The 13,000-nt window shown below is 64.4% G+C and carries 12 protein-coding genes and 4 tRNA genes; 12 read left to right on the forward strand and 4 right to left on the reverse strand.

Translation table 11 applies throughout. From position 1 onward, the window contains the following. The first annotated feature begins 173 nt into the window (after positions 1-173). The 5 genes from PPL01S_RS16050 to PPL01S_RS16070 all read left to right on the forward strand — a co-directional run bounded on the left by PPL01S_RS16050 (position 174) and on the right by PPL01S_RS16070 (position 1,821). Positions 174-249: transfer RNA gene (locus PPL01S_RS16050), tRNA-Val, on the forward strand. A gap of 79 nt (positions 250-328) precedes the next feature. Further along, positions 329-405, forward strand: a tRNA-Asp gene (locus PPL01S_RS16055). Between the two features lie 100 nt (positions 406-505). Next, a tRNA-Asp gene (locus PPL01S_RS16060) sits at positions 506-582 on the forward strand. 142 nt (positions 583-724) lie between these two features. Continuing rightward, positions 725-801 (forward strand) — tRNA-Asp (locus PPL01S_RS16065). A 189-nt stretch (positions 802-990) separates the two neighbouring features. After that, on the forward strand, positions 991-1,821 hold the full coding sequence (locus PPL01S_RS16070; protein WP_016392990.1) for a DUF2242 domain-containing protein: 831 nt from the start codon (positions 991-993) through the stop codon (positions 1,819-1,821). Positions 1,822-2,047: 226 nt separating this feature from the next. Here PPL01S_RS16070 and PPL01S_RS16075 read toward each other — a convergent pair whose 3' ends face one another. Next, positions 2,048-3,088 carry an AraC family transcriptional regulator gene (locus tag PPL01S_RS16075; RefSeq protein ID WP_016392992.1) on the reverse strand — a complete coding sequence of 347 codons (1,041 nt, stop codon included), beginning with the start codon at positions 3,086-3,088 and terminating at the stop codon, positions 2,048-2,050. A gap of 4 nt (positions 3,089-3,092) precedes the next feature. Further along, positions 3,093-4,211 carry a nitrilase-related carbon-nitrogen hydrolase gene (locus tag PPL01S_RS16080; RefSeq protein ID WP_016392993.1) on the reverse strand — a complete coding sequence of 373 codons (1,119 nt, stop codon included), beginning with the start codon at positions 4,209-4,211 and terminating at the stop codon, positions 3,093-3,095. Positions 4,212-4,394: 183 nt separating this feature from the next. Between PPL01S_RS16080 and PPL01S_RS16085 the strand changes: the two genes are divergently transcribed. Next, entirely contained in the window at positions 4,395-6,431 is a 2,037-nt protein-coding gene (locus PPL01S_RS16085) for an NADPH-dependent 2,4-dienoyl-CoA reductase (RefSeq protein WP_028626039.1), read from the forward strand. Between the two features lie 137 nt (positions 6,432-6,568). Beyond that, complete coding sequence (locus PPL01S_RS16090; RefSeq protein WP_028626040.1) at positions 6,569-7,468, forward strand: 1-aminocyclopropane-1-carboxylate deaminase/D-cysteine desulfhydrase; 900 nt, start codon at positions 6,569-6,571, stop codon at positions 7,466-7,468. Here PPL01S_RS16090 and PPL01S_RS16095 read toward each other — a convergent pair. Continuing rightward, the gene (locus tag PPL01S_RS16095; RefSeq protein ID WP_016392996.1) at positions 7,459-8,004 is read right to left on the reverse strand and encodes a cytochrome b; all 546 of its coding nucleotides are present in this window, start codon (positions 8,002-8,004) and stop codon (positions 7,459-7,461) included. The two genes, PPL01S_RS16090 and PPL01S_RS16095, sit on opposite strands and share 10 nt — an antisense overlap. 130 nt (positions 8,005-8,134) lie before the next feature. Further along, the gene (locus PPL01S_RS16100; protein WP_028626041.1) at positions 8,135-9,115 is read right to left on the reverse strand and encodes a DUF1853 family protein; all 981 of its coding nucleotides are present in this window, start codon (positions 9,113-9,115) and stop codon (positions 8,135-8,137) included. A 44-nt stretch (positions 9,116-9,159) separates the two neighbouring features. Here PPL01S_RS16100 and PPL01S_RS16105 point away from each other — a divergent pair, with 44 nt between their 5' ends. From PPL01S_RS16105 to PPL01S_RS16125, 5 genes are read left to right on the forward strand one after another with little or no spacing between them, the layout of a single operon-like run. After that, positions 9,160-10,050: an NAD(+) kinase gene (locus PPL01S_RS16105; protein ID WP_011532967.1), complete on the forward strand. Its 891-nt coding sequence runs from the start codon at positions 9,160-9,162 to the stop codon at positions 10,048-10,050. Further along, entirely contained in the window at positions 10,050-11,021 is a 972-nt protein-coding gene (locus PPL01S_RS16110; protein WP_028626042.1) for a metallophosphoesterase, read from the forward strand. Before PPL01S_RS16105 ends, PPL01S_RS16110 begins: the two co-directional genes overlap by 1 nt. Continuing rightward, positions 11,018-11,896, forward strand: coding sequence for a rhomboid family intramembrane serine protease (locus PPL01S_RS16115; RefSeq protein WP_016392999.1), 879 nt, complete (start codon positions 11,018-11,020; stop codon positions 11,894-11,896). The genes PPL01S_RS16110 and PPL01S_RS16115 overlap by 4 nt, the downstream gene beginning before the upstream one ends. A gap of 13 nt (positions 11,897-11,909) precedes the next feature. Further along, entirely contained in the window at positions 11,910-12,170 is a 261-nt protein-coding gene (locus PPL01S_RS16120; protein WP_016393000.1) for a YeaC family protein, read from the forward strand. Then, positions 12,167-12,997 carry a DUF2797 domain-containing protein gene (locus PPL01S_RS16125; RefSeq protein ID WP_016393001.1) on the forward strand — a complete coding sequence of 277 codons (831 nt, stop codon included), beginning with the start codon at positions 12,167-12,169 and terminating at the stop codon, positions 12,995-12,997. The genes PPL01S_RS16120 and PPL01S_RS16125 overlap by 4 nt, the downstream gene beginning before the upstream one ends. The last annotated feature ends 3 nt before the right edge of the window (positions 12,998-13,000 follow it).

Genomic DNA, 13,000 nt, shown 5'->3' on the forward strand with positions numbered 1-13,000 from the left:
GTCATTTGCAGGGTGCGGAAAATGAAAGGACGACGGCACTTGGCTTTTTCTTGCGGCTTGCAGCTTGAAACTTGCAGCTGAAAGAAAAAATTCAACGGGGCTATTGACTTAGCATCGGTACCTGCGTAAATTTCGCGGCCTCAGCGAAGCAAACGCAACAAGCAACATCGCGAGGGTGATTAGCTCAGCCGGGAGAGCATCTGCCTTACAAGCAGAGGGTCGGCGGTTCGATCCCGTCATCACCCACCACTTCCTGAGATGTTCCTGGTGCAACAGGTTTCGAAAGAAGCCAAGAGCCAGAGAGGAACAGGACGCAAGTCCACACTGCGCAGCGGTAGTTCAGTCGGTTAGAATACCGGCCTGTCACGCCGGGGGTCGCGGGTTCGAGTCCCGTCCGCTGCGCCATTTTCAAGTAACAGATGGGTGCCTGGCACCGGTCTGAAGCCAAAGGCGAACGTGCCTGAGGCTGATCCCAGTTTCAATCGGGCGCAAGCCTGAACGATACGCAGCGGTAGTTCAGTCGGTTAGAATACCGGCCTGTCACGCCGGGGGTCGCGGGTTCGAGTCCCGTCCGCTGCGCCATCTTCGCTTCGAGGTCCCATGAACACCTCGTTGCAAACACAAGAGAAGCGAACACCGAGTCGCTTTTTTTGTGCCTACCCTGAGGCCTTGAGCGCCGGAAGGGTAGACCCAGGTTTCAACCGGGCGCAAGCCTGGATGATACGCAGCGGTAGTTCAGTCGGTTAGAATACCGGCCTGTCACGCCGGGGGTCGCGGGTTCGAGTCCCGTCCGCTGCGCCATCTTCGCCTCGAGGCCCCTTGAACGCCTCGAAGCAAAACGAGAAAGCGACCTTAGGGTCGCTTTTTTCGTTTCCGGGCCAGTGCGATCGACATTTACACGATGCTGACAGACTCTTCACTGATGAACGGTTTCAGTGACCCGGTGCAGTGATGCACAATAGACCCTTCTCGACTTACCCGGAATTCGCAATGACCAGATCTTCCGTCTACGGTGCGCTCGGGCTGGCCCTGGTGCTGGCGGGCGTGACCGGTTGCTCCTCGAAAAAAGCCGCGATCTACGAGCATGAGAACTTCGATGACTCGGGTACCTACTCGCGCAGTTTCCCCATCAGCGATGCAGGGTCCTGCGAAGCGGCCCGGCGCGCGCTGCTGAGCCAGGGGTACATCATCACCAACAGTGGCCCCAACCAGATTGCCGGTAACAAGAGTTTCCAGCAGAACAACGAGAACCACCTGCAGATCAGTTTCAGCGTGACCTGCGCGCCGGACAGCAGTGACGAGCAGCGCTCGACCGTGTTCGCCAACGCCCTGCAGGACCGCTATGCGTTGAAAAAATCCAACACCTCGGCCAGCCTGGGTGTAGGGATTCTGGGTTCGGTGTCGATGCCGATCGGTTCCAGCGACGACTCCATGGTCAAGGTCGCCAGCGAGACGGTGACCGCGCCGCAGTTCTACGAGCGTTATTTCGCGCTGGTGGAAAGTTACCTGCCCAAGCCGAAGAAACTCAGCAAGAAGGTCGAGGCGCCAGCGCCCAAGGCCGAGAAGCCTGCGCCTGAGCTCGGATTGCCGGAGCAGGCTGCAGCGACGCCAGCGCCACAGCCACAGCCACAGCCCACTCCCGAGCCTGCGGCAGTTGCGCCAGCAAGCGAGGCGGTAGCGGCGCCGGTGGTTGATGACAGCCAAGGCTCGCAACCGCTGGCACCGCCGTCAGAGGCTGCGCCGATCCAGGTGCAGCAGGATGCGCCGCCTGCCGAAGCTACGCCAGCCTCGCCAGCGAGCGGCGACAACACAGGTTCTTGAATTCCTTCGTTACAGATGCCAGGGGATGACTTTCCAGGTGCCTGCTACGTTTACCACTCATGGGCTTGTCATCATGCCTTCATCCCGCTCACTTAGCGTGAAGGCATGACCAACGAAGACTTTGAGTGAAGAAGACGCAGGCGATGGATGACTATCAGGAAGAGCTGCTCGAATACCAGGCCTATGAGCTGGATACCCCTGAACCGGCCGAAGACGCTACCGAGCTTTAGCCCACTCGCCGCTGGTTGCGGCGAAATTCCCCCGGTGTGATGCCTGTCCAGCGCTTGAATGCGCGCTGGAAGGCCTCGGCCGATGCAAACCCCAGCAGATAGGCGATCTCGCCAAAGGCCAGTTCCGTGTCGCGGATGTAGGTCTCGGCCAGGTCGCGCCGCGTGTCGTTGAGCAGGCTGCGAAACCGCGTGCCTTCTTCGGCCAGTTTGCGCCGCAAGGTCCAGGTGGGCAGTTGCAGGTGCAGCGCCACTTCCTCCAGGTCCGGTTCACGACCGCCATTGAGCAGCGGGCCGAGCAGGTGGGTGATGCGCTCGCCCAGGCTGCGCACCCGGGTGCGCTGAAGCAGTTCGTCCTCACACAATTGCAGCAGGTGCTGCCAGGTGCTCGGGCAATGCTGGGGGTTGGGCAGGTCCAGCGTGGCGCGGCTCAGGCGCAGCTGGTTGGCGCTGGCAGCAAATTGCACCGCGCTGCTGCACAGCGGCGGGTACTGGGCGGCATAGTCGGGCGCTTCGAATTCCACTTCCAGCCGATCCGCCTGCAGCGTGCTCCCGGCCAGGGCGCCCAGTTGGGCCAGCCAGCCGGACAATAGCGAATCGACCACGAACCGGTTGTAGGCGTTGTAGGGGCTGATCGAATAGAAGCGCAGCCAGGCCCCGTGAGGGTCTTCGACAAAACGTGAATGACCTCGATAATTGGCGGCATACAGCGGTTCGAAGCGCAGCAAGGTGCGCGCAGCTTCGCCGAGAGTCGGGGCCTGGGCTGCGGTGACACCTGCCAGGCCGGCCTGGGCCAGCCGGCTCAAACGCCCCATGTGCAAGCCCAGCGCCGGCTGTCCGCACAGCGTGATGGCGGCATGCCCCAGGTGCATGTAGCGGGGGATCGACAGGCGACCGCAGGCTTCGGCCAGGCGTGTCGCGTCCAGCCCGTAACGGCGAAGCAGAGGGGTTGGGTCGTGGCCCAGTTCGCGCAAGGCTTCGGCCAGGGGCTGGACGAAGCCGACAGACAGGTCGCCCAAGCGCACGCGGGGACGGGTCATTGCCTTACAGCCACAGGTTGAGCAGGCGTGCGCCAGGGCTGGGCGGGCCCGCGAACAGCGCACCCGCCTGGTGGGCGAAGCCCTGGCCATCACTGCCCTGTTCCCAGAACTGCCCGCGCATGAATACGCTCATGCTGCTGATGCCGTTGTCTGCGGCTTGGGTCAGGCGCTGCCAGGCCGCTTGCTCGCTGACCTCGCCGCGTTGCAGGACGAGCTCCTGCGCTGCGTCCTGGTGGCGGTTGCCACGCCAAGGGGCCTCCCAACTGCCTTTGCCGCTGAGAAAGGCAGGGTTGGCAATCAGTTGTACCTGCTGTTGCTCCAGCTGGCGTTGATTCTCCGGATACCAGCTGTCACTGCCGATGAGAACGCCCAGGCGTCCGGCCGGCGTCTGCAGCACTTGCAGCGGGAAGTGCCGGCCATGATGGATGTAGCGTCGCACTTCGCTGTCGGGGTATTGCTGTCGCTGAGGCTGGCCCAGCAATGAGCCGTCGGTGGCAAACACCAGGCAGCTGTTGAACAGTGGGCCGCTGCCGGCATGCAGTACACCCTGTTCCACATAGGGGGCGGGCAGCACGATCGAGCCGGCCACCAGGGTCACGCCGAACTCCCGGGCCAGGCTGCCGAACAGTTGCTGGTAGTCGCTGGCCATCTGCTTGGCCTTCATGCGCAAGTGGGCGTCGGCACGGCGGTCATCGCCGCTGGCCCGCAACATCGCCAAGCCATAGCGCAGCGGGTTGCTCAGCTCCAGCCACTGTTCCGCCTCGCGGCTGTGGGTCACCTGGTACAGCTCGTTCTTCTCGCCGCGGGCCCATAGCCAGGTGCCGATGTGCTCCGGCAGCACCACCACCGTGCGCGGGCCGATCAGGCCCTCGGCGCGGGCTTGTTCGAGGTAGGCCGCGAGCTTGCGGTGCAGGCGTTGCAGGTTCTGGTAGTCGCTGGGGTAGAGCAGCGGTTCGATGCCCAGCAGGTTGCCACGCTCACCAGGCACGCCATGATTGAGTGCCAGCTCGATGCGCAAGTCGGACAGGTAATGGCCTTCCGGCCGTTGCTGAGTCCAGAAACCGTAGCCGCACAGAGCGGCGATCATCACCAGCGCGAGGGCGCTTGTCAGGAGTTTTCGCATGCAGCTTGGTGGCGCCGAGTAGACCAAAGGTTTCCTAGGGTAGTCCTGCTGTGCAGGAGGATCAATAAGTTGTCAGTTACGATCATTGAGCGCATTCAAACGGCTGTTTAATGTCGTTGGCATAAACGACGGGACCCGCGAGGTACCCGCATTCCGTGATCACGCCACATGGGGAACCGTTCCATGGCTGCCGACCGTTATCCGCACTTGCTGGCCCCGCTCGACCTGGGCTTCACCACCTTGCGCAACCGTACCCTGATGGGCTCGATGCACACTGGCCTCGAAGAGCGCCCAGGTGGCTTCGAGCGCATGGCGGCCTATTTTGCCGAGCGCGCCCGCGGCGGTGTCGGGCTGATCGTGACCGGAGGTATCGCGCCCAACGAAGAAGGCGTCGGCTACACCGGCGCGGCCAAGCTCACCACCGAAGAAGAGGCCGCCAAGCATCGCCTCATCACCGAGGCGGTGCATGCCGAAGGCGGCAAGATCTGCATGCAGATCCTGCATACCGGGCGCTATGCATACAGCCCCAAGCTGGTTGCCCCCAGCGCAATTCAGGCACCGATCAACCCCTTCACGCCCAAAGCGCTGGATGAAGCCGGCATCGAGAAACAGATTGGCGACTTCGTCCGTTGCGCCACGCTGGCCCAGATTGCCGGTTACGATGGTGTCGAGGTCATGGGCTCGGAAGGCTATTTCATCAACCAGTTCCTGGCTGCGCATACCAATCATCGCGACGACCGCTGGGGCGGCAGCTACGAGAACCGCATGCGCCTGGCAGTGGAAATCGTCAGCCGCGTGCGTGAGGCGGTAGGCCCGAATTTCATCATCATCTTCCGCTTGTCGATGCTCGATCTGGTCGAGGGCGGCAGCACTTGGGACGAAATCGAGCTACTAGCCAAGGCGATCGAGCAGGCTGGCGCGACGATCATCAACACGGGCATCGGCTGGCACGAAGCACGGGTGCCGACCATTGCCACCAAGGTGCCGCGGGCGGCCTTCACCAAGGTCACCGCCAAACTGCGCGGTACAGTGGGTATACCGCTGATCACCACGAACAGGATCAACACGCCGGACGTTGCCGAGGCTGTGTTGGCCGACGGCGATGCCGACATGGTTTCGATGGCCCGGCCGTTCCTGGCTGACCCGGACTTCGTCAACAAGGCGGCGCAAGGGCGCAGCGATGAGATCAACACGTGCATCGGCTGCAACCAGGCCTGCCTGGATCACATCTTCGGTGGCAAGCTGACCAGTTGCCTGGTCAACCCGCGCGCCTGCCATGAAACCGAGCTCAACTACTTGCCTGTGCGCATTGTCAAGCGCATCGCTGTGGTTGGCGCCGGTCCGGCTGGCCTGGCAGCGGCTACCGTGGCTGCTGAACGGGGCCACGCGGTGACCCTGTTCGACGCGGCAAGCGAAATCGGCGGCCAGTTCAATGTCGCCAAGCGCGTGCCCGGCAAGGAGGAGTTCTTCGAGACCTTGCGCTACTTCCGCAACAAAGTGAAAAGCACCGGCGTCGACCTTCGCCTCAATACCCGGGTCGATGTACAAGCGCTGGTGGACGGTGGTTATGACGAGGTCATCCTGGCCACCGGCATTGCCCCGCGCACGCCGGCCATTCCCGGGGTCGAGCATGCCAAGGTGCTCAACTACCTGGACGTACTGCTCGAGCGCAAGCCGGTGGGCGAGGCGGTCGCGGTGATCGGTGCCGGCGGTATCGGTTTCGATGTTTCCGAGTACCTGGTGCACCGGGGCGTGGCCACCAGCCAGGACCGCGATGCCTTCTGGAAGGAGTGGGGCATCGACACCCAGCTCGAGGCGCGCGGTGGTGTGGCGGGGGTCAGGGCCCAGCCGCAGGCGCCGGCGCGCCAGGTGTATCTGCTGCAGCGCAAGAAGTCCAAGGTCGGTGACGGTCTGGGCAAGACCACTGGCTGGATCCACCGTACCGGGCTGAAGAACAAGCACGTGCAGATGCTCAACAGCGTCGAGTACCTGGGGATCGATGATGCGGGGCTGCACATCCGGGTCGGCGAGGGCGAGCCGCAGGTGTTGGCGGTGGACAACGTGGTGATCTGCGCCGGGCAGGAGCCGCTGCGCGAGCTGCACGAAGGGCTGTTGGCGGCGGGGCAGTCGGTGCACCTGATCGGTGGTGCGGACGTGGCGGCGGAGTTGGATGCCAAGCGGGCGATCAACCAAGGGTCGCGGTTGGCGGCTGAGCTTTGAGATAGTCGGGGGCCGCTTCGCGGCCCTTTCGCGACACAAGGCCGCTCCTACAGATGATGAGCGGGGTACAGGTGGGAGCCGGCTTGCCGGCGATGGGGCACGCAGCGGCCCCAGGTTTTCCCTGTAGACTGCCGTCCATGACCGCTCATTTCCTGGATCTCCCTCAAGCCCCACTGCAGCCCTTGCGCCTGCCATGGCTGGACGCCGCCCACATCCAGGTCGCCATCCTGCGCCTTGACCTGATCGACCCGCTGATCAGCGGCAACAAATGGTTCAAGCTGCGCCACCACCTGCAGCAAGCCCATGAAGCCGACGCCCCAGGGCTGATCAGCATCGGCGGCAACCATTCCAACCACCTCCACGCCCTGGCCGCCGCAGGCAAGCGCTTCGGTTTCGAAACCGTAGGCTTGCTGCGCGGTCACGCCCAGGACACCTCCACGGTGCGAGATCTGCAGGCGCTGGGCATGCAGCTGCACTGGCTTGGCTATGGTGGCTACCGCGCCCGTCACGAGGCCGGGTTCTGGGCGCCTTGGCAGGCCCGGTACCCACGTTGGCACTGCATCCCCGAAGGCGGTGGCGGGCTGGCTGGAGCGCAAGGGTGTGCATTGATCGTCGAGCAGGCCCGGGCGCAATTGGCCGCACTGGGCTGGTCGGATCATGACGCCTGGTGGCTGGCTGTCGGCACGGGGACCACGTTGGCTGGCCTTGTGCTGGCCGAGGCGGGGGCGCATGAGGTGCATGGCGCCCTGGCTGTGCCATGGGATCATGGTGTGCCTGAGACGGTGGCGGCGCTGGCGGGTACACGCGGTTACCAGCTGCACGCGGCCTGCCGTGGCGGCTTCGCCAGGGTCGACGATGACCTCTTGGCATTCATCGACGAAACAGAAGGCGATACGGGCTTGCCGTTGGAAGCGCTCTATACGGGCAAGGCCCTGCTGGCCCTGCGGGACCAGGTCGAGGCCGGACGTTTCGCGCCCGGCACCCGCCTGATCTTCCTGCATACCGGTGGCCTGCAGGGGCGACGCGGTTACTTGTAGGGCAGCATGCGCAGCAGCGTGTTGTCGCGCTGCACGTAGTGATGATAGAGCCCGGCCAGTGCATGCAGGCCGATCAGCCAATAACCCCAGGTCGCCACGCGCTCATGCCAGCCCTTGATGAACTTGGCCTGGTCCGGGTCCGGCCCGATCAGGTGCGGCAGCTCCAGGCCATAGAAGGGCACCGGCTTGTCGGCAGCGCTGAGAATCAGCCAGCCGGCCAGGGGCAGGCCAATCATCAGCAGGTACAGTGCCAGGTGCATCAGGTGCGCCAGGCCGGTCTGCCAGGCTGGCGGCTTGGGCACGATCGGTGGTGCCGGGCGGATCAGACGCATGGCCAGGCGCAGCCAGACCAGCACGAACACGGTCAGGCCCAGCATGAAATGCAGGTCCTTCATCAGGTTGCGCTCGGCGCTGTCCTTGGGGAACAGTCCGCGCAATTCGATGCAGGCATACACGGCGGCCAGCAGCACCAGCATCAGCCAGTGCAGGGCGATGGACAGGCGCGAATAGTGGTTCGCGGGGGTGGATGAAACCATGGGCGGTCCTCGTCATCAGGTCTAGGGTGGCGCTCTTGGCGGCGCTCGCCTTTCACTTTAACCGCCTGGAGAGAATAAAGCTTTGAGCTGGGTCGCTGAAAATCCATGTTGTCTGTACCGGCCCTATCGCCTAGAGTCCAGGCAATTGCGGCCAGCTATCGGCCACCAGGAATACCCGCTCGGCTTCATGCCAGACGCCATCGGCGCCAATCTCCAGCCTGACCAGCATCTGCGCCGGTGCATGCGGGTCCAGTTCCGTCTGCCATGCCGAGAACTGCGTTGGCGCCCAGCACTCACTCGCTTCGACCCGTGCCGGTGCCAGCCAGGCTTGGCGGGGCAATGGCTGCCAGCGTTCACTTGCGCTCATCGGCCAATCCATACGCCGTATCCAGCGCCCACGCAGTTGCTGCGGGTTGACCCCTTCGGGCGGTTCGGCATGGCCAGGCCACGGGTAGAACAGGTAACCCGCCAGCCACAGATGTGACTGCACCTGCCGGACGCCAAGCTCGGCCAGCGCCTCACGGCTGTGGGCCGCTTGCGACATCGGCAACTGGTGGCGGGTCAGGTGGGTCAGCTTGTCCCCCAGCCGGTCGTGGCAACCGGGGCCCACCCACTGCGCCGGATCATGGCCATCGCCCTCGGCCGGCCCCAGGTAGAGCTTGATGGCCAACTCCAGGTGATGGGTGCCGTCGTCGTCGCGCAGCAGGATGTCCAGTTCGCCCAGGGTCCGGTTGTGGTCGCGGATTGCCAGGTTGGCTGCCAGCAAATCGATGCCCGGCGCCTGGCCCAAGGCAAACTGCCACAGGCTTTCGTAGTACAGGCCCAAACGACGGCTGTTGAGCTTCGACAGCCACTCGCGCAAAGGCTGGTCGTCGGCATCGAGCCCCTGCAGCCAGTCCTTCAGACGCTGGGGATCGGCCGCCCAGGCGCTGCCGGTCAGCGGATGGCGCTGGGGGCAGGGTGGGGCGCTCAGCAGCGGTGGCGACAGCAGGGTCCAGGCCAGGTCGCGCACGGCGGGGCGGCGCAATTGGCGGGGCAGGTCGTGCAGCTCGGCGAAAGGCATCATGCTGCGAGCATAGCCGGTTTGCCGCTGGCCGGTCGTTTCGCCCATAATCCCGGCATAGTCACCCCGCCGCAGAGCCTCGCAGGAGCCCCATGGAGCAATTTCGCAATATCGGTATCATCGGCCGCCTTGGCAGCTCCCAGGTGCTCGACACCATTCGCCGACTGAAAAAATTCCTCCTCGAGCGCCACCTCCACGTGATCCTCGAGGACACCATCGCCGAAGTGCTGCCAGGCCATGGCCTGCAGACCTCCACGCGCAAGCTGCTGGGCGAGGTCTGCGACCTGGTCATCGTGGTCGGCGGCGACGGCAGCCTGCTCGGCGCCGCCCGCGCCCTGGCCCGACACAACATTCCGGTGCTGGGCATCAACCGCGGCAACCTGGGTTTCCTCACCGACATCCGCCCCGACGAGCTGGAAGAGAAGGTCGCCGAGGTGCTCGACGGCCATTACCTGGTGGAAAACCGCTTCCTGCTGCAGGCCGAGGTGCGTCGCCACAACGAGGCCATCGGCCAGGGCGATGCGCTCAACGACGTGGTCCTGCACCCGGGCAAGTCGACGCGGATGATCGAATTCGAGATCTACATCGACGGCCAGTTCGTCTGCAGCCAGAAGGCCGACGGCCTGATCGTCGCCACCCCGACCGGCTCGACCGCCTACGCCCTGTCGGCCGGTGGGCCGATCATGCATCCCAAGCTCGACGCCATCGTCATCGTGCCGATGTACCCGCACACCTTGTCGGGCCGGCCGATCGTGGTGGATGGCAACAGCGAGCTGAAGATCGTGGTGTCCAAGGACCTGCAGATCTACCCGCAGGTGTCCTGTGACGGCCAGAACCACTTCACCTGCGCCCCGGGCGACACCATCACGGTGAGCAAGAAACCGCAGAAGCTGCGCCTGATCCACCCGCTGGACCACAATTACTACGAGGTTTGCCGCACCAAGCTCGGCTGGGGCAGCCGCCTGGGGGGCAGGGACGACTGATGCTCGATCCGGCGCGAAGTTTCGACATCATCGGCGACGTGCACGGCTGTGCATTGACCCTGGAACGCCTGCTCGACGCCCTCGGCTACAAGCGTGTCGGCGGCGTCTGGCGCCACCCGCGGCGCCAGGCGCTGTTCCTCGGCGACATCGTCGACCGCGGCCCGCGCATCCGTGAGGCGCTGCACATCGTCCACGACATGGTCGAGGCCGGCCAGGCGTTTTGCATCATGGGCAACCACGAATACAACGCCCTGGGCTGGGTCACCCCGGCGCTGCCCGGCAGCGGCAAGTCCTTCGTGCGCGAGCACACGCCCCGCCATGCCCGCCTGATCGATGAGACCCTGACCCAGTTCGCCCAGCACCCTGGCGACTGGCACGACTTCATCCAGTGGTTCTACGACATGCCACTGTTCGTCGACGCCGGGCGCTTCCGCCTGGTGCATGCCTGCTGGGACCCTCGGCTGATCGAGCCGTTGCGCCAGCAGTACCCCGACGGGCGCATCGACGAGCATTTCATCCAGGCCTCGGCGGTGTCCGGCAGCTTCGCCGCCACCGTCTGCAACCGCCTGCTGCGCGGCACCGACATGCGCTTGCCCGATGGCCTCACGCTGACCGGCGGCGACGGTCTGACCCGTGCCTTCTTCCGCACCAAGTTCTGGGAAGAAGACCCGCAAACCTACGGCGACATCGTCTTCCAGCCCGATGCGCTGCCCGACGAGGTGGCGCGTACGCCCCTGAGTCACACCGAGAAGAACGCCCTGCTGCGCTATGCCGAGGACGAGCCGATGCTGTTCGTCGGCCATTACTGGCGCAGCGGCCGCCCGGCGCCGATCCGCGGCAACCTGGCCTGCCTGGACTACAGCGCGGTGCTGTACGGCAAGCTGGCGGCCTATCGGCTGGATGATGAAACCCGCATCGACCCGCACAAGTTCGTCTGGGTCGACGTCGAACGACCGCAGGCCAACCAATGAATATCGTCGAAGTGATGCGCCTGCCGCTGTCGGTCGACCTCAGCGGCTTCGTCCACCTGCTGCAGCGCCTGCAGGTGCCGCACCGGGTCAGCGAAGAGGGCGAGGTGCAAGTGCTCTGGGCCCCCGATACGATTGCCGCGGACGTGCTCCAGTTGTACCAGCGCTACCCCGACGGAAATGCTGACATCGAAGCCGCCACCGACGCTGTGGGAGCCGGCTTGCCGGCGAAAGGCCCAACCCTGGCCGAACAGGCAAAAGCCTGCAAGGTCACTGCCTTCATCCTGTTCCTCTGCCTGATCGTCGCCGGCCTCACCAGCCTGGGCGACAACCTCGTCACCATCAGCTGGTTCACCTTCCTCGACTACCGCGTCCAGGGCGAGTACCTGCACTTCACCCCGTTGGCCCAGGGGCTCGCCGAAGGCCAGTGGTGGCGCCTGGTGTCGCCGATGCTGCTGCACTTCGGCGTCTTGCACCTGGCGATGAACGGCCTGTGGTACTGGGAGCTGGGCAAACGCATCGAACTGCGCCAGGGCCCCTGGATGCTGCTGGGCCTGACCCTGCTGTTCAGCCTGGTGTCGAACCTTGCCCAGCACTACACCAGCGGCCCGAGCCTGTTCGGTGGCCTGTCCGGTGTGCTGTACGGCTTGCTCGGCCATGTCTGGCTGTACCAGTGGCTGGCGCCCAACCGCTTCTTCAGCCTGCCAAAGGGCGTGCTGGTGATGATGCTCATCTGGCTGGTCATCTGCCTGACCGGTGTGGTCGGCCAGCTCGGCTTCGGCCAGATCGCCAACGCCGCCCACGTCGGCGGGTTGCTCATCGGATGCCTGACAGGCCTCTTGGGCGGGGCGCTGGCCCGGCGTAAACTGTCCGCTTGATTTAGGAGACGCTATGTCCACGTTCGCGCAAATGATCGAAAACATCACCCCGGAAATCTACCAGAGCCTGAAAACGGCCGTGGAAATCGGCAAATGGTCCGATGGCCGCAAGCTCACGCCCGAGCAGAAGGAGCTGTCGCTGCAGGCCGTGATCGCCTGGGAGATGCAGAACCTTCCCGAAGACCAGCGCACCGGTTACATGGGCCCGCAGGAGTGCGCCTCGAAATCCGCGCCGATCGCCAACATTCTGTTCAAATCGGACTCGGTACATTGATCGAACTCGCTCGTGGCTCTTTGAGCAAGATGGCGGTCAGCCTGGAAGCACCGCTGGTGCAGTACAGCTTCCGTCTGGATGACACCCAGGTGCCGGTCAACCCGATGATCGGCCAGCGCCTGCGCCTGGAATACCTTGGCGCCATCCATTGCAGCCATTGCGGCAAGCGCACCAAGACCAGCTTCAGTCAGGGTTACTGCTACCCGTGCATGACCAGGCTGGCCCAGTGCGACGTGTGCATCATGGCCCCGGAACGCTGCCACTATGACGCCGGCACCTGCCGTGAGCCGTCCTGGGGCGAACAGTTCTGCATGACCGACCACGTGGTCTACCTGGCCAACTCGTCGGGGATCAAGGTCGGCATCACCCGCGCCACCCAGTTGCCCACCCGCTGGCTCGACCAGGGCGCCAGCCAGGCGCTGCCGATCATGCGCGTGGCTACCCGCCAGCAGTCGGGTCTGGTCGAAGACGTGCTGCGCAGCCAGGTGCCAGACCGCACCAACTGGCGCGCGCTGCTCAAGGGCGACGCCGAAGTGCTCGACCTGGTGGCCATCCGCGAACAGATCTTCGACGCCTGCGCCGACGGCCTGCGCGAGTTGCAGGGGCGCTTCGGCCTGCAGGCGATCCAGCCGCTGCCGGACGCCGAAGTGGTCGAGATGAAATACCCGGTCGAGGCCTACCCGAAGAAGATCGTCAGCTTCAACCTCGACAAGGACCCGGTGGTGGAAGGTACGCTGCTGGGCATCAAGGGCCAGTACCTGATCTTCGACACCGGCGTGATCAACATTCGCAAGTACACGGCCTACCAGTTGGCCGTGCTCCAGTAAAAA

It is taken from the genome of Pseudomonas plecoglossicida NBRC 103162 = DSM 15088, from assembly GCF_000730665.1.
In the GTDB taxonomy this organism is placed as follows: Bacteria; Pseudomonadota; Gammaproteobacteria; order Pseudomonadales; family Pseudomonadaceae; genus Aquipseudomonas; species Aquipseudomonas plecoglossicida.

Bases quoted from the DNA above. Each gene is read 5' to 3' on its own strand.
- PPL01S_RS16080 (WP_016392993.1), bottom strand. From the start codon at position 4,211: ATGCGAAAACTCCTGACAAGCGCCCTCGCGCTGGTGATGATCGCCGCT.
- PPL01S_RS16105 (WP_011532967.1), top strand. From the start codon at position 9,160: ATGGAGCAATTTCGCAATATCGGTATCATCGGCCGCCTTGGCAGCTCC.
- PPL01S_RS16115 (WP_016392999.1), top strand. From the start codon at position 11,018: ATGAATATCGTCGAAGTGATGCGCCTGCCGCTGTCGGTCGACCTCAGC.
- PPL01S_RS16085 (WP_028626039.1), top strand. From the start codon at position 4,395: ATGGCTGCCGACCGTTATCCGCACTTGCTGGCCCCGCTCGACCTGGGC.
- PPL01S_RS16070 (WP_016392990.1), top strand. From the start codon at position 991: ATGACCAGATCTTCCGTCTACGGTGCGCTCGGGCTGGCCCTGGTGCTG.
- PPL01S_RS16090 (WP_028626040.1), top strand. From the start codon at position 6,569: ATGACCGCTCATTTCCTGGATCTCCCTCAAGCCCCACTGCAGCCCTTG.
- PPL01S_RS16110 (WP_028626042.1), top strand. From the start codon at position 10,050: ATGCTCGATCCGGCGCGAAGTTTCGACATCATCGGCGACGTGCACGGC.
- PPL01S_RS16075 (WP_016392992.1), bottom strand. From the start codon at position 3,088: ATGACCCGTCCCCGCGTGCGCTTGGGCGACCTGTCTGTCGGCTTCGTC.
- PPL01S_RS16095 (WP_016392996.1), bottom strand. From the start codon at position 8,004: ATGGTTTCATCCACCCCCGCGAACCACTATTCGCGCCTGTCCATCGCC.
- PPL01S_RS16100 (WP_028626041.1), bottom strand. From the start codon at position 9,115: ATGGGCGAAACGACCGGCCAGCGGCAAACCGGCTATGCTCGCAGCATG.
- PPL01S_RS16120 (WP_016393000.1), top strand. From the start codon at position 11,910: ATGTCCACGTTCGCGCAAATGATCGAAAACATCACCCCGGAAATCTAC.